The 21,541-nt window shown below is 61.1% G+C and carries 14 protein-coding genes; 4 read left to right on the plus strand and 10 right to left on the minus strand.

Annotated elements, in window-relative coordinates; all coding sequences use genetic code 11:
* Nucleotides 1–103 precede the first annotated feature (103 nt).
* Nucleotides 104–922, plus strand: a complete 819-nt coding sequence (locus AC6I6X_RS03600) for a formyltransferase family protein (RefSeq protein ID WP_497929130.1) — start codon at nucleotides 104–106, stop codon at nucleotides 920–922.
* Between the two features lie 79 nt (nucleotides 923–1,001).
* On the opposite strand, the gene AC6I6X_RS03605 is transcribed toward AC6I6X_RS03600, so the two are convergent.
* Both AC6I6X_RS03605 and AC6I6X_RS03610 read right to left on the minus strand, forming a co-directional pair.
* On the minus strand, nucleotides 1,002–2,609 hold the full coding sequence (locus tag AC6I6X_RS03605; protein ID WP_497929131.1) for an alkaline phosphatase family protein: 1,608 nt from the start codon (nucleotides 2,607–2,609) through the stop codon (nucleotides 1,002–1,004).
* Between the two features lie 109 nt (nucleotides 2,610–2,718).
* On the minus strand, nucleotides 2,719–3,729 hold the full coding sequence (locus tag AC6I6X_RS03610) for a lipid II:glycine glycyltransferase FemX (protein ID WP_497929132.1): 1,011 nt from the start codon (nucleotides 3,727–3,729) through the stop codon (nucleotides 2,719–2,721).
* Between the two features lie 445 nt (nucleotides 3,730–4,174).
* Between AC6I6X_RS03610 and AC6I6X_RS03615 the strand changes: the two genes are divergently transcribed.
* Nucleotides 4,175–5,980: an MFS transporter gene (locus AC6I6X_RS03615; protein WP_497929133.1), complete on the plus strand. Its 1,806-nt coding sequence runs from the start codon at nucleotides 4,175–4,177 to the stop codon at nucleotides 5,978–5,980.
* A gap of 657 nt (nucleotides 5,981–6,637) precedes the next feature.
* On the plus strand, nucleotides 6,638–7,144 hold the full coding sequence (locus AC6I6X_RS03620) for a ParB N-terminal domain-containing protein (RefSeq protein WP_497929134.1): 507 nt from the start codon (nucleotides 6,638–6,640) through the stop codon (nucleotides 7,142–7,144).
* Between the two features lie 184 nt (nucleotides 7,145–7,328).
* On the opposite strand, the gene AC6I6X_RS03625 is transcribed toward AC6I6X_RS03620, so the two are convergent.
* The 5 genes from AC6I6X_RS03625 to AC6I6X_RS03645 all read right to left on the minus strand — a co-directional run bounded on the left by AC6I6X_RS03625 (nucleotide 7,329) and on the right by AC6I6X_RS03645 (nucleotide 15,285).
* Nucleotides 7,329–8,852 carry a flippase gene (locus AC6I6X_RS03625; protein WP_497929135.1) on the minus strand — a complete coding sequence of 508 codons (1,524 nt, stop codon included), beginning with the start codon at nucleotides 8,850–8,852 and terminating at the stop codon, nucleotides 7,329–7,331.
* Complete coding sequence (locus AC6I6X_RS03630) at nucleotides 8,849–10,471, minus strand: alkaline phosphatase family protein (RefSeq protein WP_497929136.1); 1,623 nt, start codon at nucleotides 10,469–10,471, stop codon at nucleotides 8,849–8,851. The genes AC6I6X_RS03625 and AC6I6X_RS03630 overlap by 4 nt, the downstream gene beginning before the upstream one ends.
* 305 nt (nucleotides 10,472–10,776) lie before the next feature.
* Nucleotides 10,777–12,483, minus strand: coding sequence for a hypothetical protein (locus tag AC6I6X_RS03635; protein ID WP_497929137.1), 1,707 nt, complete (start codon nucleotides 12,481–12,483; stop codon nucleotides 10,777–10,779).
* 512 nt (nucleotides 12,484–12,995) lie between these two features.
* Nucleotides 12,996–14,102, minus strand: a complete 1,107-nt coding sequence (locus AC6I6X_RS03640; protein ID WP_497929138.1) for a glycosyltransferase family 4 protein — start codon at nucleotides 14,100–14,102, stop codon at nucleotides 12,996–12,998.
* 214 nt (nucleotides 14,103–14,316) lie between these two features.
* Complete coding sequence (locus AC6I6X_RS03645; protein ID WP_497929643.1) at nucleotides 14,317–15,285, minus strand: nucleotidyltransferase family protein; 969 nt, start codon at nucleotides 15,283–15,285, stop codon at nucleotides 14,317–14,319.
* Nucleotides 15,286–15,826: 541 nt separating this feature from the next.
* Between AC6I6X_RS03645 and AC6I6X_RS03650 the strand changes: the two genes are divergently transcribed.
* Nucleotides 15,827–16,723 (plus strand): WD40/YVTN/BNR-like repeat-containing protein, encoded by an 897-nt coding sequence (locus AC6I6X_RS03650; protein ID WP_497929139.1) that lies wholly within the window; start codon nucleotides 15,827–15,829, stop codon nucleotides 16,721–16,723.
* Between the two features lie 102 nt (nucleotides 16,724–16,825).
* Here the strand turns inward: AC6I6X_RS03650 and AC6I6X_RS03655 are convergent, their stop codons facing one another.
* The 3 genes from AC6I6X_RS03655 to AC6I6X_RS03665 all read right to left on the minus strand — a co-directional run bounded on the left by AC6I6X_RS03655 (nucleotide 16,826) and on the right by AC6I6X_RS03665 (nucleotide 21,308).
* Nucleotides 16,826–18,184 carry a sulfatase gene (locus AC6I6X_RS03655; RefSeq protein WP_497929140.1) on the minus strand — a complete coding sequence of 453 codons (1,359 nt, stop codon included), beginning with the start codon at nucleotides 18,182–18,184 and terminating at the stop codon, nucleotides 16,826–16,828.
* 129 nt (nucleotides 18,185–18,313) lie between these two features.
* Nucleotides 18,314–19,681: a prenyltransferase/squalene oxidase repeat-containing protein gene (locus AC6I6X_RS03660; RefSeq protein ID WP_497929141.1), complete on the minus strand. Its 1,368-nt coding sequence runs from the start codon at nucleotides 19,679–19,681 to the stop codon at nucleotides 18,314–18,316.
* A gap of 292 nt (nucleotides 19,682–19,973) precedes the next feature.
* Nucleotides 19,974–21,308 (minus strand): PGF-pre-PGF domain-containing protein, encoded by a 1,335-nt coding sequence (locus AC6I6X_RS03665; protein WP_497929142.1) that lies wholly within the window; start codon nucleotides 21,306–21,308, stop codon nucleotides 19,974–19,976.
* Between the last annotated feature and the right edge of the window lie 233 nt (nucleotides 21,309–21,541).

The following is a 21,541-nucleotide window of genomic DNA, read 5'->3' on the forward strand; positions in this document are numbered from 1 at the left end:
GGTCGCCAGCGTGGCAATCACGGGAACCATCGTTCGACAGGCGCCGGCTACTGCGCTCACGCTGCTCATACTTACTGCGATCCGTACCCCAGAGCCAGTATCGATGCGCGACGAACGACTGGCCGTCGGGATCCTTCTGGCGGAACCCGCGATGGAACGGTGGGCTGCGGAGGCCGTCAAAGAGGCGGTCCGGACCGCCGGTGTCTCCGTCGAACAGGTGATTCTGCCCGTCGAATCGGAGTCGGCCTCGTCGAACCGCTGGGAGCGGTACGCGACGTCCGTCCTGGAGTACGGCGCGTGGACCCCCGTCCTCGCCTGGCACCGACTCGTGAACACGCCGGCGTACCTCGAGAAGGTCCCGATCGACGACCTCTCGTGGCTCGACGGCGCCGAGCGGATTCGGACCAGTCCCGAACCTGCCGACGGGATCGGCCAGCGACTCCCCGCCTCGACGATCGATCGGATCGAGTCGGCGGGGATCGACCTGCTGTTCCGTCGCGGCTTCGGCATCCTCCGGGGCGACGTCCTGACCGCGCCGACCCACGGCGTGCTCAGTTACCACCACGGGAACGTCCGGGAGTACCGGGGTCGACCGCCCGGCGTCTGGGAATTCGCCAACGGCGAATCCACGGCCGGGATCACGCTCCAGCGCCTGACGCCGACGCTCGACGGCGGCGAGATCATCGTCGAGAAGACGATCGACGTGGCGGACTGTCGAACGTGGCAGGCGGTCGAACGAACCCTGTTCGAGCGCTCGACCGACATGCTGGCGACCGCGTGTACGCGGCTCACGGAGCCGACGTTCGAGGCGACGACCCCCGACGACCTCGGGCCGCTGTACACCTGTCCCGGGGCGGTCGACACCGTCCGGATCGAACTCGAGAACGTGCGAGGAAAAGTGGCGAACGCGATCGGGGACTGAGTGCCCGAGACCGGTACGACGATCGATCGTTCGACGAACTGTCCTTGTCCGATCACTCGACGTACTGTCCGTCACCCGTTCACTCGAGGTAGCCGAGATCGGCGAGCCGTTTCTCGACGTCTTCGTCCGCCGTCTCGATCGATTCGCGGCCGTCGAACCGCGGGTACGCTCTCGTCCCGGGCGAGTCGACGGCGGGGAGCGGCGTGCCGTCCATCCGCTCGTCGACCGGGACCTCGAGCGTCGACAGCACGGTCGGTGCGACGTCGAAGAGGTGAGCGTTCCCGATGCCGCTGTCGGCGTCGATCGCCTCGCCCCGGAGCGCGATCGTCCCGTCGCGCTTGTGGTTCCAGGGCTCCGCCGGCGGCCCGAACTGCTCGTCGCGAAGGGTCGCCGAGAGGAAGTGATCGAAGCCGGCGGGCACCGTGACGACGTCGACGGCGCGATCGCTCTCCGGGCCGTCGAAGAACTCCTCGCGGCGGGTGACCGTTTCGAAGACGGGATCCCCGTCGGGCGTCCTGACGCGGCGCAGGTCCTCGATCAGCCGATCGCGGACGGCCTCGTACTCCTCGGGCGGGACGACGCCTTCGGGGTCGCGCCCCGCGAGGTTGATGCGGACGCCGAGTTCGATCCGCGATCGCACGTACGCCCGGGAGGCGGGGAAGTCGACCTGCGTCGCGCCCGCGTTGACCAGCCCCGCCGGGACGTGTCTCGCGACGACGTCGTCGATTCCGAGCCGTTCGAGGACGGCACCGATCCGCTGGCTCGTCAGCCCGACGCGGGCGGCAGCCGCCATCGCGCGTTCGGCGAGTCCGGGATCGCGATCGGTGGCGTCTCGCCCCTGCTTGAGATTGCCGTCGCGGATCGTCGCCCAGGTGGGCATTCCCTCGCCGCCGTCGACGGTCTCGACGTCCCCCCGTTCCCGGAGGAACTGGTTCGCGCGGAACTCGTAGCCGTCGTAGGGCCCCATCCCGTGATCGCTGGCGACGATCACCGTGTCCGGATCGCACGCCTCGAGCGTCTCGGCGAGCTGGCGATCGACCTCGCGATAGATCGAGTCGATCGTCGCGTCGTTCTCCGGGTCCTCGTGGAAGATCGAGTCGGTCGCCTGGAACTCGACGAACCCGAACTCGGGATCGAACCGATCGGCGAGGTAGCGAAACGCCTCGCCGCGCATCCGCACGCAATCGGTGTACGCCGTCCCGAGATCCTCGTCCTCGTCGGGGTAGACGCGATACTCGCCGATCACGTCCCGGACGTCCTCGAGCAGGCCGGCGGGATGGCACTCGGGATCCTCGGGGGCGGTGTATCCCGGAATCAGAGCGCCGTCGAACGATCGCGGCGGGTGCGTTACCGGAACGTTGACGACGACGCTCGTGAGCCCGTGGCGATCGAGCAGTTCCCACAGCGTTCGCTCGCGCACGTCGGTCGCGTTGACCACGTCCCAGTCGTACCCCTCGAACGTGAGAAAGCTGAAGACGCCGTGTTTCCCCGGATTCATCCCCGTGTACAGCGAGGGCCACGCCGAGGCCGTCCACGGGGGAATCTGGGACTCGAGCGGGCCTGTGCTCCCATCCTCGTAGATCGTTTCGAGCGTCGGGAGGTCGCCGGCCTCGAAGCGCGGTGCGAGCACTCGATCGCAGGCGGCGTCGATCCCGACCAGCAACGTCCGGAGGGAGGAATCACTCATTGCTGACGGTTCCCCGATGTCGGACCTTCGTTATGGTGCAAATTACGCGCCGGTCGATCGTCCGCGACCGACCGTCGGCTCTCGCATCCGCGCGAACGCCACGGGACCGTCACTTGACGGAGTTGTACAGCGACGCGATCGTCTGCATCCCCCACGAGCCGTACTCGATGCTGTAGTAGGTCCGGAGTTCCGGGTTAAACTTCGCCTTGTATCGGTTGATCCGCGGGGTGTCCGCGCCGATCAGGTCGTAGCCCTCGAGTCCGCGATCGAGTCCGTCGCGCATGACCGCCCAGTCGAGCAGGTCGTTGGTCGGCAGGTCGACGTCCGCGTCGGTTCGGACGCCGCCGAGCCACCGGCCGGTCGTGTCGCCGTACTCCAGGGCCAGGATGCCGCCGACGAACTCGCCGTCGACCCGGAGCGTGTACGGCCGGACCGCGCCGTTTGCGGTTCGATCGGCGAGGTCCAGGACGAACGATTCGGTGACGCCGAAGTCGATCCCCTGGGACTCGTACCGCCGTCGGACCTGGTCGACGATGAGCCGGATCTCCTCGTCGCCGCCGACCTCGATCTCGTAGGCATCGTCGTCGGCGTTCGTCACGTTGTTCCGGGCGTCACTGCTGAACGTCATGAGGAGGTCGTCCTCGCTCGGCGAGAGGTCGACGACGTACGTGTACTCCGGCGAGACGTCGTACCCGTTCCACTTGAACGGGCGCGAATCAGCGAACGCCGTACTGGTCCGCAGGTGCGCGTACCGCGGCGCGAGTTCCGACTCGATCCAGTCGAAACAGCCCTCGACGAACCGTTCCTGGCGCTTGTCCCGCTTGCGCCGTTTCAGCTTCCCCATGTTCAGGAACGCGGGCCCGAGGTACGGCACCCGGAGGTGCGGCGGCGGCGAGAACACCGTCGTGACGAACCCCTTCTCGATTTTGAACACGGGGAAGAGGCCCACCGGTTCCTGCCCTTTGAACCCGATCAGCGGGTGGAGCGTGGCGTTCGCGTGGTCGGCCTGGACCTCCAGCGCCTCGAGTTCGTGGCAGAGCGTTCCCTGCGGCGATCGCTCGACGTAGCCGTTCCAGCGATCGCGATCGTCGATCGTGGCGAGGCGGACATCAATACTCATGTCGCCGATCCCTCCACAACGGCGGATAGATCGGTCGGTACTCGGTGTTGCATACGCATTCGATCGAGTCTGACGTACTTTGTAAGCGATCTATTTACGTTCCCGATCGCACGGAGCCACTGTCACCCTGATTTCGTTCGCTAAACGACTTCCGTGTAGGCTCGCCGTACGGGTCGTCAAGTCCCCCACTCACCCCGCGATCAGTCTCGGACGGCGTCCGGTTTAGCGACCGACACCGTCGACGATTCGGTCGGCCTGGCGAGGAATCCCGCGGTCCGGGTAGCGAGACCCTATCGACGGTCAGGCTGATCCTGAGGCCCACGCGTCGACAGCCTTCGCCCACTCTCGACAGCGCGTCCATCCGTTCGAAGCGAAGGTGCGGACCTGAACTCGTAGTAAATAGGGAATAACAAGGATCGAAATAGCTGTACCCACGTGACACTAGATGAGCTACCACTCTTCGCACGACGGCTTCCTTTGCGAGAAGCTCGTCCTCACGGCCGGTTTTCTCGCGGTGATCGCCGGCGTTGGAATCGCCCACCGCACGCCTGCATCGGGATACGAACTCTCGATGTACGCGATGACGCCGTCGATCGTCTGGATCTGTCTGGGCATCGCCCTCCTCAGTTCGCTTTCCGTCGCCGTCGCGTTTCGGGCGCGGGCCGTTCGGAGTCTCCGTGCTGGTGCGCTCCTCCTTGGTGGCGCCGTGACGACCGTGTTCGTCGGTATACCTATCATCCGCGGCTACCACTTTAACGGACACAACGACGCGCTGACGCATCTCGGCTGGGCATCCGGCATCAGTGACGGCGTTATCTCCCCGTTCGAGCTATTTTATCCAGGTATCCATACTGTCTCTGTCGTCATCAGTTCGACGCTGGACGTTCCGCTGACCCGGTCGCTCCTCTACGTGTCACTGCTAGCTACTCTGGTATTCTTCGTCTTCGTTCCGCTCGCCGTTCGCGAAATCGATCCTGACCCGTCGTCCGTCGTCGTTTCGGCGTTCTGTGCATTTTTGCTCTTGCCGATCACGACGATCACGACGAATCTATACCCGCATGCGATGTCGCAGACGATACTGCTCTCTGCACTCCCAATTTACGTCCTATTGAAGTACATCACTACAGATTCGCTCACACGGATATCGGCGATCGGCGTCCTGTTTTTCGTTCTTACCGTTGCGACCGTCGTCTATCATCCGCAGTACCTTGCCCACATGATCATCGCCGCCGCCGGAATCTGTTCAGTGCAGTATTTCGCGAAACGGGTTGGATACGGAGGGGCCATCGACGCGCATCGTCCGCTATACGGGCAGGTTCTTCTGATGATCGTGGTGTTCGTACTGTGGTCCGGTAAGCACGGGTTCTTTGCTGGGTTCGCAAGTCGTGCTCTCGGTTCGGCTATTACGTTTCTGCTGACTGGATCGGGTCAAGCAGGCCACTCCGTTGCGAGCCAGGGCGCGTCGTTGCAAGCTATCGGCGGCGGGCTTGGTGAAATATTCGTGAAACTGTTCGTCGCTCACCTGGTAGTCTCACTGTTCGCGGGCGGACTGCTCCTTCGATCGATGTTCAGGGGTTACTCGATCCGATTTCCACACGTTTCCGCTGTCGGCCTGTACATCACAGTGGTTCTCTTCAACCTGGGCTTCCTGTTCGTCCTGTATTTCGTCAGCCAAACGTCCGAGATGTACTTCCGAGTCTTCGGACTCATGATGGTTTTCGTTACGATATTTGGGGCCGTAGCGATCAATCGGACGGTCAATGTCGCGAGTCAGATGGTCGATCAGCGAATCGTCAACGGCGTCTTCGTCGTCGGCTGTGGAGTTTTGCTCGTGCTGTCGCTCCTTTCGGTGTATCCGTCCCCCTTCGTGTACAATCAGTCACATCACGTTTCCGAGATGCAGATGTCCGGATACGAGACGGCGTTTTCGAACCAGGATGCTGAGATCGAATTCGTCGGATTTCGGAACGCCCCGAACCGATACGACGACGCGCTCAGAGCCGACGCCGATCGCAGTCGGGGCCACGATTCGGTTTCGGAATCCACCTTCGAACAGCCACTCAGATCTGCTTATGAGGAGGAAACGTATCTCGTCCTCACCAGGATCGATTACGAGCGGGAAGTGAGTGCGTACGAAGGGTTGCGATACTCCGAAGAGGATTTCGCGGTCGACACCGCGCAGTCGGGAATCAACAGGGTCCAATCCAACGGGGAGTACGAACTCTATCACCTCACCGGGAGTGCCGAATAGCGGTCAGTCGGACGTCCGGTCGTCGTCCGAAACGCCCTCTTCCCTATCGTCTCCGCCGAACGAACTCACAACGACGCCTTAACGGCGACGAAATACCACCTGCGACGGATCTCTTTCGAGTATTGGACTACGAACTAAATGCAACACTGGATCGTTATCGGGTATACGATGTTCCATCTCACCGGATTTCAAAAGGACTGTCTCTTCGCGATCGCAGTCGACGGTCCACGTCGAATCGGGTCGATACGGCGAACCCTCGATCGATGTTACCGATCGATATCCGAAGAACGCGTCGAAAGCGCGCTCTCTACGGCGCTTCGAACGGGATACGCCGAGAAAACGTCGGACGGGACCTCGGCCCGGTACTCGATTACGGAGCGCTGTGAGCGACAGCTTGCGGGCGGGCTCCTCACGCAGGTCGTCGAAGAGGGGCCGAAGAACGGACTCGTCAGGGTGTCGAACGTCGTCTACCACAATCTCCCGCCACGAGTTGTCGTGGCAACGCGGCGCTGGGCAAACGCCCTTCGGTACGATGCGCCACCCGATCCGACGCAGCGGATATGGATCGACCCCGACCGAATTACGCGGCGGATGGACGTTCGAGCGTTCAGTAACAGAAACGATCGGGGGAAGGTAGTCTCAGGGGAGTGGGACCGTGTGATCACTTCCTTCGCCGATCATCCGATCTACTGGGGGCTGGAAGAACGATTCGCGAACGGAGCGCCGTGGCGCGAAACTCCGTACTTTCGCTGGTGCAAACTCCGGCTCGAGGGGCGGGGTCGGGCATTCGGCTGTACGACGGAATCGCAACTGCTCACGGAACGCTGCGAATTCGTCGACGACCTGTACACCAGTATCGCGGAGAACGGATACCGAACACAGGATCGGACGGACGTGCAGTACGGTCACCGGCGCCACGATCAGTCGACAGAGATAACCGCCAACGTCGGCAGAGACGGGGAATTACTCCTCTACGACGGCCACCACCGGCTCGCGATCGCGAAACTTCTCGACGTCGAAACCGTCCCGATCGAGCTGGTCGTTCGCCACAGCGAGTGGCAAGCGGTACGAAACTCGGTACAGGCTTCGGTCACCACCCCCGGTGATGAACGGAAACCGAATCGAATCGATCATCCCGACTTGCGAACGCTCGGCGATACCTGACCGGTCCGATCGAATCGCTCGGCGATCCAAGTAACGTCGATTTGGCCCGTTCCATGACCATTGCTCGCTCACGACGTCGTTTCCGTAACTGCTCTAGAATTTCGGCCAGGAGGGAACTACCCGGTTCCGCCCGCTTATCGTGGTAGCGAGCTGAAAGTAACGCCGGAGGATATCAGTCGTTCAGCTATTTCGAGTCAGGCAGGTATCGACGGAGAAACGGGATCTTCAGGTTCAAGCGCTGTTCGACGGCCGACACCGCGAGTCTATCCTCCGGCTGGAGACAGCCGGTCGTCGCGACGAGGCCGAGGCTCGCCAGTCCGACGCCACACAGGAATAGCGGCAGCGTAGTGAGCGTCAACGAAACCCAGTTGTCGATGACCAGGGCTACCGGAAACAGGGTCGCAGGCAGCACGACGAACGTCCTCGTAGACCACTTCGAAAACGGTGTGATGCCGTATTTTAGGTTCAAGATCAGATACACGATCAGGTTTAGCGTCACGAACGATGCCGCAGAGGCGACGGCCGCGCCCAGATATCCGTACCGGGGGATGAGAACCAGGTTCAGGATCACGTTGCAAAGGAAGGCGATGCCGTTCGAGATCATGATCGCGACGGTGAATCCCAGCGCGGACAGTGTTTCCCTGTTTCGTCCGAACGAAGCACTCGTGAAAAATCCGAGAGCGAGTATCGCCAGCGCGGTTCCCGCTTCGTGGTATGGTTCGCCGAAAACGATTCGCAGGACGTCCGTCGGATAGACCACGAGGGTGAGGAACAACGGGAACGTGAGGACGTACACCCACTTAGTCGTCAACTTGTATATCGCATTGATCTCCGTCTGCCGATCGTTGGCGTCGAGTCGCGAAGCGAGTGGAAGGTACAGGAATCCGAACGACGAGAGAATTAGCAATAATCCGCTCGCGAGCGGGTAGGCCGAACTGTAGAGTCCAACTTCGTACGACGGGCGAAAGTACCCGAGCATCAACGTATCGGTCCGGGTCAACAGCCGGGAGAGAATTGTCGCGAACACGAGCGGAACCGAAAAGACGATCATTTCACGGATCCGGAGAGTGACGTCTCCCACTAGCGGAACGAGGCGGTTCAGTAATCCGTACGCGACGACCGATGCGATCGCTGCAGCGCCGACGTACGCCATCCCCGCGGCCTGAATGCCGAACCCGAGGAACAGGAACGTGACGAGGAGTACGATCCGGGATACCGGGTAGACGAGATCGTTCGCGTACGTCCTGTAGATCGTGTTCTCCTGACCGCGGATTCCCGCAACTCCCAACTGGAGGCCGACGACCAACGGAACGCAGACGAGAAAGAACAGGAGTAACGTCCGCGACCCGTCCGTCTCGAAAAACGTTCCGAAGAGCAAATCGATATTGGCCATCAGAACTCCGACGAGGACGAGACTGCTCAGACTGGCGATTAAAACCCCAGTTACCCACGCTCCTCGTTTATCACGCTTCGTGTCGTATCGCGACATGAAACGCGGAATGCCTTCTTTGACGCCCAATATGCTGATAGTCGTCCCGAACGTCAGTATCGCGAGGCCGATACTCACTTCCCCGTAGGCGTCCGGCGTCAGCAGTCTGGCGATGATCACCCGCTCTCCCAGTTCCGTGAGCGAATAGATTACCTGTCCGATGAAGATCAATGCGGCGCTTGATACGAGTTTGTCGACGTCCGATTTTTTGACTTTCATTCTACGTATCCGAGACTTTCTAGCCGATTGACAACCTCGTCATCGGCACCCGGATCGGTTTCCGTACCGTATTTAACGTCGATGTAGTGACTCCTCTCTGTCGAGCGACGGACGAGTTCATCTGGAACGGTTCCAGTCATCCCTTCTGGAACCGGTTGACCAAGCAACGCCATGGCGATCGGTGCGACGTCGGTTATCGAGAGGGATTCGGCCAGCGAGCCGTCGGCAAACCCGGGACCGGCCCCAATGAAAACCCCTTCTGATTTGTGGTTGTATTTATCGATCGGGACGAATTCGGTGCCCAACAGGTTGGTCGCGACGAGATTGTTCATCTTCGCCGGCATAAATAGCACGTCGCACGCCGCCTCTGCGTGCGGTCCATCGTAGACGGCTTCGCGTGGTTTCACCCACTCGAAAGCGAGTTCTCCGTCGGGTGTGCGTAACTCGGAGAGGATCTCGATGAGTTCGTCGCGAACGCGATCGTACGCTGATTCGCTCACCACGCCCGCCGGTTCCCGTCCGTCCAGATTGATCCGGACGCCGAGTTCCGGACCGCTTCGACAGTACGCCATCGATCGTCGCCAGTCGACGTGCTCTCCGATCCCTGCAATAGCGCCGTCGGGCAGTATCCGTTGAACGGCGTCCTCTACATTCAGTCGTTGTGCGACGGAGTAGACGTCGCCGGGCGTTACGTTGACCGTCGAGAGCAGTGTTTCGACCGCTGCTATCGATCGCGCTCTCGCTCCTCCCGAATCGGGTGCTCGCTCGTTGTTCGTTAACTCGGTCTTCGTTTCTCCCAGCGTCGGGGTGTTCCCGTCCGTCGTCGCCTCTACGAACCCATGTCGCCGAAGGATTTCGTTGATGTATACGTTGTATCCGTCAGTGCGGCCGATGCCGTGATCCGAACAGACGAGTATGTTCGCGTCGTCGACGGTCTCGAGTATCGATCCCAGAAGTGCATCCGCAGCCTGGTACACTCGCTCGAACGACGATTCGTCCTGGAATTTGTGGAAGACGGTGTCCGTTTTTTGCATCTGAACGATCGCGAGTTCCCAGTCCGATCGCTCGAGTACTTCTACTGCTGCCCGCCGCCGGTGATCGATCAACGAGACGAACTCGTCGACGGTAACGTCGATTTCCGAATCTCCTTCGTTGGGCGCGTAAATCCGGTACTTTTCCCCGATTGCCGTCGAAATATCCTCGCGGATCAATTCAGGGTAGCCGTCCGTCTCCTCCGGAGCGAGATATCCGGGCACGATCGTTCCGTCGATCGGTTCTGCGGGATGCGTAACCGGCACGTTGAATACGACGCTAGGAACGTCTCGAGCCGAAAGGTAGTTCCAGATTGCGGGTGATCTGACGTGGTTCCGCGTGACGACGGACGCCTCGTCCGGATACGTCCCCTGGAAGTCGAAAAACGAGTAAACGCCGTGATGATCGGGGTCGACACCCGTACACAGGGAGGGCCACGCACTTCCCGTCCACGGCGGGAACGTTGATTCGAGAGTCGTTTCGATACCGTCGGACCGAATTGCGTCGAAATGAGGAAGATCGAACCGGTCTAGATAATCGAACGACAGTGCATCGAATCCGAGGATGATCGTTTTGCGGGATGACATGAGTGATTCGTTCGTCTCTGAACGAGAGAAAGATTGGCCAATATGAGCCTTTGTTAGGTATGAATTATACCAAATCACGTATTTCGCCCAACGAAGAACGCGAATTGGGCACGACCTACCGGGCCGTTCGTCTACGCGTTCTCGGATCAGCAGTCGAAACACTGGCCGTAGATCGGTTCCGATTCGAAGGTACCGTTCGGCTGGAAGAAATGACCGGTAAACCGTACTGATCGGTGACGGAGGTTCCCTCGGCCGAATACCCGGCCGTTCGCTGCGCTACCGTAGGCCGGTCGGGACCCCGGCCGTTAGGCCCCAAGTAAGGTGATCGTTTCTCGATCCGAGTCGTCGTCGGTCGCCGCGGACACTTGGAATTCGATGTCTCGATACACCGTGAGGGTCTCGGTAGTGAGGGTAACCGTCGTCGACTGTCCCGGATCGAGAGAGACCGTATCGCTATCGACCGTGTACCCACTCACCTTCAGGGAGACGTCGTCGGTTCCACCGCCTTTCCCAGTGTTTGTGACTTCTACGCGCACGTTTAGGTCCTCACCTGCGGGGAGGGGGGCGTTTGTCTTCACAATTGAGATGTCGAAGACCGGTTCGCCGTCTGTCTGGTCGTCCTGCGTGCTGTAGTCGTCCGGGTCGATCGCCTCGCCGTCGACGTAGATGGTCGGTCCGTCTTCGATTTCAACATCGAGTAACTCGCCGGTGAATTCGAATCCGTCGATGCCACCACGGACGAATCCTTCGATCGACTGCTCACCGACGGTCGCGTTGTTTCCCCACTCGCTCAGGTCGTCCCGCTTTGCTACCTCGCCGTCGAACAGGAGTCGATAATCGGACCGCTCCGAACTCCCTTCGCCATCGATCCGTAGCGTCGATGCCGATTCTGAATCGTCTCCATCCTCGCCGTCGTCTTCGGTCTCGTCAGAGGTGGCGTTCTTCAGGTCCTCGTCGAACGGATCGACGTACTCCCGTCCGCCTGACGCGGCCATCTCCGCCGATGTCGGTACACCGCCCTCCGAGAGAACCGATGCAGTGGGTGACTCGGTCAGGTTCGTAATGTTGACTTCGGCGCTCCCCGGGCCTTCTGCGACGAGGTTGGGTGCGTCAGAATTGACGTAACAGTCAGTGACGTTCAGGACGCAGCGGCTCCCGCTCGATTCGTCGTGCATCCGCGCGTGGAACGTGTTACCTCCTTCCGGATCGGACGGGGAGACGTAGAAACAGGAGTTCTCAACGCGAAGGTTATTGTTGTGCCACGCCCAGACTCCGCGTGCCGTGCGCGAACTCCCGGAGATGTAACTCCCGCGCTCGAGATCCGGGTCGTCGACGATTCCCACGGAATTTCGGACGATCGAGCCCGACGTCCCGATGCGGAACTGGGACACCGTGTTGTTGCAGTGATAACAATTTTTGTATGCGACCGTTCCACCGCCACCCTGTCGACCGGGACGGTCTGCGTACGAGGCGTTGTTGCCCATCCCTTCGATGTACGTGTGACGAATATCGATATGCCCGGAGTGTGACGGGCGAATGTATATTCCACCCATCGGCGTGTTGGACGACTGTTCGTCGTCTGGCGTGGGGAGGTTACTGATGTAGACGTTTTCGACCGTTCCGTTTCCACTCAACAGCATGTGCTGGTTGGCGGCCGAATCGTTCGATCGATCGCCGATGCCGTAGAAACCGATATTACGGACGGTGAAGTCGTCGACGTCCCGGGCGCGAATCGCGAACGTCGCGCCGGCCGCGGTTTGATCGATGAGTTTGTTCTCGAACGTTTCGCCGTCGTCGAGATCGTAGGTTACCGCTTCGTTCGCGTCGAGTTCGATCACGTCGTACTCTTCGCTCGCGCTCGCTGATCCAATCGCTGCAGTGCTCGCGATTGCCGCCGTCGCAGCGCCTGTCAATTTCAGATACGATCGTCGGCCCAGAAGGGAGTCGCTATCCGCCTCCGCGTCGGGCGTAGTCGGTGTGTACTCGCTGCCATCTGCGGGTCGTTCCACCATATTCGATCAAGCGAACCTGATTCTCAAGGGATTGTGTATGTCCAAATCCACTCTTTATATGATCGTGACTATCAGGATCAGCTGTCAATCAGGATTGTGCTACTGTCCAGCTACCGTACTCCGTCCGTTCGACGAGCGAAACCACGAACGTCGATCCGAGAGACGGGTGAGGTTCGGGTCCCGGAACAGAGTAGCGGTACGTACGGCCGCGTGTCCGGCACCGATATCGTAGCAAATCGGGACGATCAGATCGCACGTCCGCTGTCCGACTGGTCCGGAACGTCGCTGTTCGTACTAACACGACTGGTGGCGGATACCGATCGTCCGACCATGGTCTTTACAAGCGGTCTATGAGAATGTCCTGTGGCCTGACCCCGAGGCGATTCGCTGTCTCCAGGTAGTGCCGGAAACGGGACTCGAGTCGGTCAGGCGCTCGCGTGACCGACCCGTTTCTGATTGTCACCTACACGTCTGTTACAGAAGGTGAGTTCGATCGCTCCCTGCGTCGATCATTACCCCGCGTCTGTGGCGGCGATCCCGCCTCGGTGGGTTACGTCTGGGGCCTGCTCGCGGTACAGTTCGAGCAATTGGGTGGTGATATCTTCCCAGGAGTACCGTTCGAGGATCTCGGAGCGATTCTGGCGACTCATCTGTTGCACTCGTATTGGTGACTCGAGGAGGGACCGAAGTCCACTGTGCAGGTCGTCTACGTCCCCCGACTCGACGAGCACGCCGTTTTCGTCCCCGATCACTTCCGGAATGCTCCCGACGGCCGTCGAGACGATCGCGTTCCCCCCGGCCATCCCTTCGAGCATCGCGATCGGGAGTCCTTCGGCGTAGGTCGGCAGAACGTATATCGAGCCCTCGTTCAGTAACGATCGTTTCTTCTCCTCCGACACGTAGCCGTGATAGGTTACGTTCTCGTGTTTGTCGGCGAGATCGCTGACCGTGTCGGATAGCGGCCCCTTGCCGGCGAAACTCGCCCGGAACTCGACGTCGCTCGATCGCTGCAGTTCGTCGACCGCTTCGACGAGTTCCTCGACCCCTTTTCGAGCGATCATATTGGAGACGAAGACGACGTGCGGCATGTCGTGTTCGAACGTCGGATCGTAGTGGCCCGGTTCGACGGCGTTCGGGAGGACGACGATCCGACTTCGGTCGGTCCGTTCCGAGACGACGTCTTTCCAGTACTCAGAGAGGACGACGATCCGATCGCTCGAATCGAGCACGAACGACTGGTACCAGGCGACGAGTCGCGAGTCGGTCTCGACGAACTCGTCGAACGAAGACCCGTGGACGTGTAACACGACCGGGCGTCGCCAGACGAACTTGGTGAAGAGAACGTACACCGAGGAGCGGTAGAACGAGTACCGGTACGACGTGTGAACGTGGACGATATCCGGCCGAGACCGAAATGGGAACGTGAGTGCGGCCCACAGCCCCATCACGACGGCGTTCAGGAACCACAGAACGCCGCTTCCCGCCGGCGGCATCGCCATGTCGTGGCTCTCGACCGAGAGCCGATCACGGAGGCGACGGTGTTGTTCCTCCACGTACTGGTGGATTCCCCCGCCGCCGTACGTTCCAACGATCAATACGCGCGTCTGATCTGTCGCCATCCTGTTGACGTCGAGCGTACGCGGAATTTGTTATGTCCCGACTGAAGGGACGAACGCATCGGAGGCGATTTTCTGAGGCGGGTGACGACAGCCGCATGCATTCCATTCGATAGCTGATTCGCAAATCGACTTTCGGACTCGCGTATCAGGAATCGTCCATGGTTCGGGAACGAGGCGGACCCGCGTCCCTCCGGTAGGCAGCCGTGATTGCTCGTCACTCGCCGTTGATAATTCGGGTATGGGCTCCGATGAGTGCGTCCTGTAGGCTCAATTCGGTAAGAGTCGTCTCCCGGTCGACGATCGACGATCGGATCTCACAGTCGCGAACCGTCGCGTTCGGGAAGACGATCGAGTGCTCGAGGTGCGTATCGATCACTTCGGCGTCGGCCATGATCTGGACGTTCTCACCTACCGACGATCGATCCACCGTCGCGGTTTCCGCAACGTGGGTTCGACCGTCGAGATACCACGCGAGCGCGTCCAGGTAGCTCTCGGGTGTCCCGATGTCGAACCAGGCTTCGTCGAAAGTGAACGCGAAAACGTCCGCTCGATCCTGAAGCCATTTGACAAACCAGCCGGGCTCGTCTGGATTGTTCCCCTCCTCGAGATACGTCTCCAACCGATCGAGCGTTGCTGTCGGAAAGCCGTAACAGGCGATCGAGACGAGGGTGCTGTTCGGATTTCGCGGTTTCTCCTGGAAGTTGGTCACGCGATCGTCCTCGAGTTCGACGACGCCGTAGGACGTCGCCCGGTCGGCGGTTTCCACGTCGTAGGCCGCGATGCAGGGTGCGTCGGTTCGCTGAAAGAAATCGACGAACTCGCCGACGTCGAAACTGAGCAGGTTATCCCCTGCGATCACCACGGTGTCTTCGTCGATCCCCTCTCGATCGACGAGTTGGGCCAGCGCACCGATGACGCCGAGTTTCTGGCTCTCGGCGGCCGTCGCTTCGACCGTCAGCGTGGGCTTCTCGAACCGGCTTTCGGAGAGGTATTCGTCGAAGTGACCGGCAAAACGCCGGTTCGTACTGACGAACACGTCGGAGATCCGCTCGTCGGCCTCGAGTTCGGAGAAAATGCGATCGATCACGGTCGTATCGCCGATGGGTAATACCATCTTCGGCCGCTGCTTCGTGATCGGCCACAGCCGAGTCGCGTAGCCGCCGGCGAGGACGATTGCCTTCATGAACTCGTATCGGGTCACCGGACGATCACGTATAGTTATGAATTTGATAACTACTGACCGGCGTTCGTTGCAGTACGCGAGGCTCTCGTCGTCGCGCTCTCTGTTCGCTTCCGTCGCTCTCCTAGCCGGAAACGGGCATATAACCAATATCGAAATACACGAATCGCGACATACTCATGACCGAGGGCGTACGCGACACGGACCGATCGCTCAGAGTATCGGCCGACTCGCACCCGGATGCGTCGATCGGCCGCGTGTTCCCCTGGGGTGTCTGAATCGGATGCGCCTCCACGGCTTTTACGACGGAACCCTGTACGGATCGCGCTGTCGAACCGTCCTTCGCGAATCTTCGTCCGGACCGGAGCCGTTCACACCGATCGGAGAACTACCTGTCCCTCCGACGGGCCGGGACAGTCTCCCCTACCACGTCAAAACGACCCGCGGACTGAAGTCCGCCCTCAGCCGGGTCGTCGGACGGTTTCCGTCGGTCAACGTCTGGCCGATTTCCGAAACCGACCTGCTCGCGACTGCAGACAGGTACGTGTTCGTTTCGCGAGACGGCGGCGCGACCTGGGACGTCAGTCGAACGCTTCCCGACTCTTCGAGCACGATGGGTGTGCTCCCGAGTGGGCTCTGCGTTCACGACGACGTGATCTATCTCGGCGAGTATCCGCTCGCTTCGTCGGACACGCCGCGAATTCTCCGTTCGACCGATCGCGGCGAAACGTGGTCGACAGTGGCCGAACTCGAGGGGATCCGCCACGTACACTCGATTCAGACGGATCCGTACACCGGCGACCTGTGGATAACGACCGGGGACTCCGGTGCGGAGTGTCGGATCGGCCGGCTTCGAGACGACGAGTTCGAACCCGTCGGGAGCGGGAGCCAGCTGTGGCGGGCCGTCGAACTCGCGTTTACTCGCGATGCGATCGTCTGGGGAGTGGACAGCGTCTATCGGGAGACGAATCCGATCGTGAGGGTCGACCGAGATGAATTCGACGACGATCCGTCACCGGAGGTTCTCTACGAGGGGCACAATTCGATCTACTACGCGACGACGGTATCGATCGATTCGCGGACCTGGATCGTCGTTACGACTGCGAGGGAGGCTGGAACGGACAGTACCGGTCCGGCGGATCAGCGGGCTCGTTCCGGCCGAGCGCGGGTTCTCGCCGCCTCGTCCGCGACTGATTTTACGACCTGGCACGAACTCGCATCCTACGGGAAGCGGTCGGTTCCCGTGGATCGATGGAATCCGCGTGACGTTGCGCCGATTGCGAACGCGTACGTCTTTCTCACGGCCGATCCGACCCGTGGTGTCGTCACGAACCCGTACAATACCGCGCGGGACGACGGGGCGCTCGTCCTGTACACGCCGGCGTTTTTCGACACCCTCGAATCGTCGCGTTCGCGTGTCACGGGTGCTCGGCTGGCGTAATAGACTCGATTCTCGTCTCGTTTCAGACACCTGGACAATAGCGGGGGCTCTCCTCTCACCGATCGGATCGAAACTGCCGTTTCGACTCTCCGTCCCGTGACGCTACATGTAACCGAGATCTTTGAGCTGTGCCTGAACGTCGGAATCGATCTCGCGAGTCCTGGACTCGACGGGGTCGCTCTCACCGAAGGCTCGCACTCGCTCGGAGAGCGTCTCACGACACTGGTCCAGAATGGCCTCGTCCGGACCGGGGAGCACTTCGTCCGTCGAGCGATCGAACAGGAACTCCTCGCTCGCGTCGTTTCGGACGTACTTGTAATCGGCGTCGGCGGCGATCCGCCACCGGGTGATGTCGGCCGGCGCATTGCGGCCGGCGTGTGGCACGAAGTCCTCGACGATCGCAACGTCACGGGTGTACCGACCTGGATCGTAGCCGCCGTCTCGGACGACATCGAAGAGGCTGGGCAACTCGAACATGTCGTCGACGGATTCCCCGCCCGACTGGCCCGGACGCTTGACGAACAGTGGGACGTTCAGATTGATGTCACGAACGTAGTGTGGTGGGTTTCCGTTCCGATCGTAGTCGCCGAGTGTCTTCCCGTGGTCGGAACAGACGATCACCAGCGTGTCGTCGAACGTCCCGTTCTCCCGGAGCATCGCGAACAGTTCGCCGACTTTCTCGTCCTGGTACCGCAAACTCGCGTCGTAGTATTCCATCACCCGCCGCCGTTCGTCTGGAGCGAGATCCCGTTTGCCCATGACGTACGCGAGCAGTTTCGTATTGAGGATGCGCGGTTCGATCGAACTCGGGGGCTCCAGTCCGAGCTGGCGGAACGAGCGCTTCGGCGGGAAGTACGGACTGTGTGCTTCCATGAGGTTCATGAAGGTGAACGTCGGGGCGGACGACCGGGCTGTCCGCTTCAACCAGCGCCTGGCTCGAGTCACGAGATTATCGGTGAAGAATCGACGTTTTAGGACGAACGCGGGTTGGCGCGCCGCTTTTCCGAGTACCGTGTGACCGGCGGAGAGCGCCCGGTCGCGCACCGAGTGCATCGAGTCTTCCCTCGATCGGGAAATCTCGAGATCCCACTCGACGTACTCGTCGAAACCCCGATTCAACCCCGACAGGGATCCAACCCAGGGATTGTTCGAGAACCCACCGGTTCGGTACCCCTCGTCGGACAGGTGTTCGGCGAGCGTCGTCGTTTCGTCGGGAAGACGATTCATTCGATCGGAAAAGCCGTTCGTCACGCGGTGTTCGGACGGGAACTGTCCCGTAAACATCGACGTATGTGACGGTAACGTCCACGGCGTCGACGTGATCGCGTTCTCGTAGGTCGTCGCGCGGTCACTGAAGCGTGACAGTACGGGTGTCGTGGGTCGATCGTTGGCGTACGCCGAGACGCGATCCTTGCGCATCGAATCGAGCACGAGAAACAGAACGTTCGGTCGGTCGGGCATAGCTACCTGTGTGTTCCCGAGACAGTCCTTTGTTAGACACATTCTACCCGCGATATCGGTTGGCAGACCGTCTTCGATCCGATCGAATACGTCTCTACTTCGTTCGGTCACCCGGTTCGACGAGCGCGGTTATTTCGTCGCTCGCTCGGTGGCTTCAGTTCGCGACCGCTGAACGGGGAGTCGTTCGTCGGCCCGGCAGGCAAGCAGGTACTCCGACAGCGCGTACGACATCCACGCCTGACACCACCGCATCAGCGTCACGCGTTTGGTGTGATAGCGGTACTTGCGGTAGTAGAACTGTCCCTCGCGGACCTGCAGGTTCTCGAGGACCCACTGGAGGATCTGCTCTGCGAACTCGAGATCGCCCTCTCGCGTGAACACGAGCAGTCCCTGCGTGCTCGCGTGGATGTCTCGCGGATAGGCGTTCCGTTCGTCGAAGTTCGGCGCTCCGTCCGATTCGAACAGTTCCTGACGGTAGAACTCGAGGGCCGTGGAGAGCGTCTCCTCGTACCGCTGGTCGTCGACGACGTCCCGGTATCGCTGGAACGACTCGATGATGAACCCGTTGTGATGGTTGTCCATCGACAGGTGCGAGGCGTCCGCGGGGATCCGGTACGGCCAGCCGCCGAGGTCGGTCTGCTGTGCGGCGACGTGGTCCAGTATCTTCGTCGCGTGCTCACGGAGGCCATCGTCTCCGAAGTACTCGTAGAGATCGACGAGCATCTGCGCGCCGAGAGCGGCCGCGTTGAGCGTGTAGGAGTCCTCGGGATGATTCATGTGGTAATCGATCTTCGCACCCTCCGGTACCTCCCGGTAGTTCAGGTCCTCGATCAGGAACGCCGTCGCCGATCGCGCGACCGCGGCGTACCGATCGTCGCCGCCGTCGGCGCGCGCGGCGCGCAACAGCGCCTTGACCGCGTAGGTCGTGGAGACGATGTCCGCGTCGTTCGGAACGCCCTTGCAGTGCATGTGCTGGATCTCGTGCCGGTGACCCCCGCAGAACCCGTTGTACCCGGTGCACCGTTCGTCCAGGAGCCACCCGACGAGCCGTTCCGCCTCCGCGAACGGATCGAAATCGGGTGTCGGTAGCCGACCCGACGTCGAGAGGACGTGGTAGTTCAGATTCGCCATCGAAAACAGCGCGACGCCCTTGTAATTGCGGCGGTGTTCGACGCGGAGGAGCGGCCGCACGTTTATCGGCGCCCGTTTGACGACCTCCTGAACCGCGAGGTTGAGCCACCGGTTCTCGATCGGAACTCCCCGGAGGAGTTTGCTGCTCATCCCGTCGCCGTAATCCGGGCCGGCGTAGTCCCGCTCTCGGGCGTACTCGAGCGTCGCGTCGAGAACGGAACCGTATCGATCCAGCGGGCGCGGTTCCGTCTCCGAGTCGGCCGGGCCGCCGGTCCGTCTCACGTCCGCACCCTCCAACTGGCGCTGTGAGGAGGCCGCACTCAGCACCTGATTCGCGACCAGATCCGAAATACTGTGAGACTGCATCTATTGCCATCTCGAAAATTGTATATATTATTATACGCTCGTTACCGTGCCTGTGACCGTCCGTTCGAGACGGACGTCGATCTTAGTCGGTGCTGAACGCCTCGCAACCGGTTCGAGGCAACTCCGAAGAGGTCCTCGATCGATCCGACAGGACCTCTCGAACGTGGGATCGATAGAGACGCTCCGGATTCGTCGACGCCGAACGCCGACCCTGCTAGCCGATCGATCGGAGCGGGGCGGTGTCCAGGGCCGCCGGAGAGTCCGGTCGAACCCGACCGCCGTCGATACGCCGTCAGCCGCGCCGCCGTTTCGCCGTGATCAGCAATCCGGCACAGAGAAGCGTGCCAACGGTCAGGCCGATCCCGATCCCGTAGAGGGACGACGGCGACGAGGGCGTCTCGTCGTCTTCCTGCGCCGGTGCGACGGTTACGGACGAAAGCGACGAGACGTTCGCGGTGAACCGATACGCGTCGTCGGATTCATCATGAAGCGTCGTCGGCGATTCGGTCCACGCCTCTCCGTCCTCGACGTAGAGCGCCACTTCCTCCGGCGCTAGCTCCCGGTCTTCCAGATACGATTTATTGACGGTAAACGAAACGGTTGCTTCGGCGTCGCTGATACCTGCCTCAGTCGTGATCGACAGATCGGTGAACGTCTCGTTCCCGCCCGGCAACGTCGACGGGGCGCCCGTTCGACCGTTCGCGAACGAAATCGAGCCGTCGGAGTCGACGTTACTCAACTCGACCTCCTCGAATTCGATCGCGTCGTTCGATCCCGTCGTCGGCGTCACTGCCACGCGATCGTCCGGGTCCGCGCCCGTGATCGTCGCCGAGATCCCGTCGTCAGTCTGTTCGTAGGTAACGGACGGGTCGTCACAGGTTCCGGACCGGATCGTAACGGGTTCGTCCATCGACAGGGATTCCCGATCGGGGTCCTCGGCGCTCCCGGAGAGGACCTCCCAGTCCGTGAGTTCGCCGTCCTCGAAGAAGTCGGGATCGTACAGGTCCTCGTTGTCGTAGTGTTCCGCCTCCTCGTTGAACGCCGGGTGGATCGTCACGGCGAACTCGCCGTCGAGGCCGCCCCGGATCGCCCCGCCGTCGGTGCGAGCCTCGGACCAGATCCAGGACGCGCCCGCGTACCGTTCGCCGCGGTACCACTCTGCCATGTTCGTTTCACTGTCGTAGAGGTCGTCCTGGACGACCCACTCGGCGTCGCTCGGGAGTCCGACGACGTCGAACGTCGCAACGCCGCCACTCGTCTCGCCGCCCAGCCGATCGTGAACCATCACCAGGCTCGTTCCGTTCGTGCCCTCGTGGAGGAAGAGGATGCTCGTATCGTCCTCCTGGAGGTGCGTCGTCCCGTGCGAGCTATACTGTCGTTCGACGTCCGCTGGATGCGTCTCGTGATTCCGGTAATCGTAGAACTCTTCGACTGATTCACCCGATCGTATCGGTTCGATTCGCTGGCACTCGCCGCCCTGTTCGACGACGTACGAATCGCTCTGCTGGGCGGGGGAGGGCGCCGACGCCGCGGCGGTTTCGATCCCGGCCTGGTGTATCGGCGCGGCCGCGCCGCTACCGAGCAGTGCGATCGCGGTGATCACCGCGAGGAGTGTGCGTCCGTTCATAATCCTGTTCCCGTTCGTCTCGTCTCGACACCGACCAGCCGTTCGCGATCCGGTCGGTCCGATCGTCTCGCTCGTGGGGTCACGGTCGGGCCATCGCTTCACACGTACTTTGTAAGTAATCTATTTCCGTCATCCGCGATGATCGGTTCCGATCGGCACCGGCCGACTCGCGGCCGAGGAAAACGTCTAGGCTCGCGTTACGACAGCCCGAACCGGTATGGAGGACGTCCCGA

It is taken from the genome of Halosolutus sp. YCN4 (genome assembly GCF_059736495.1).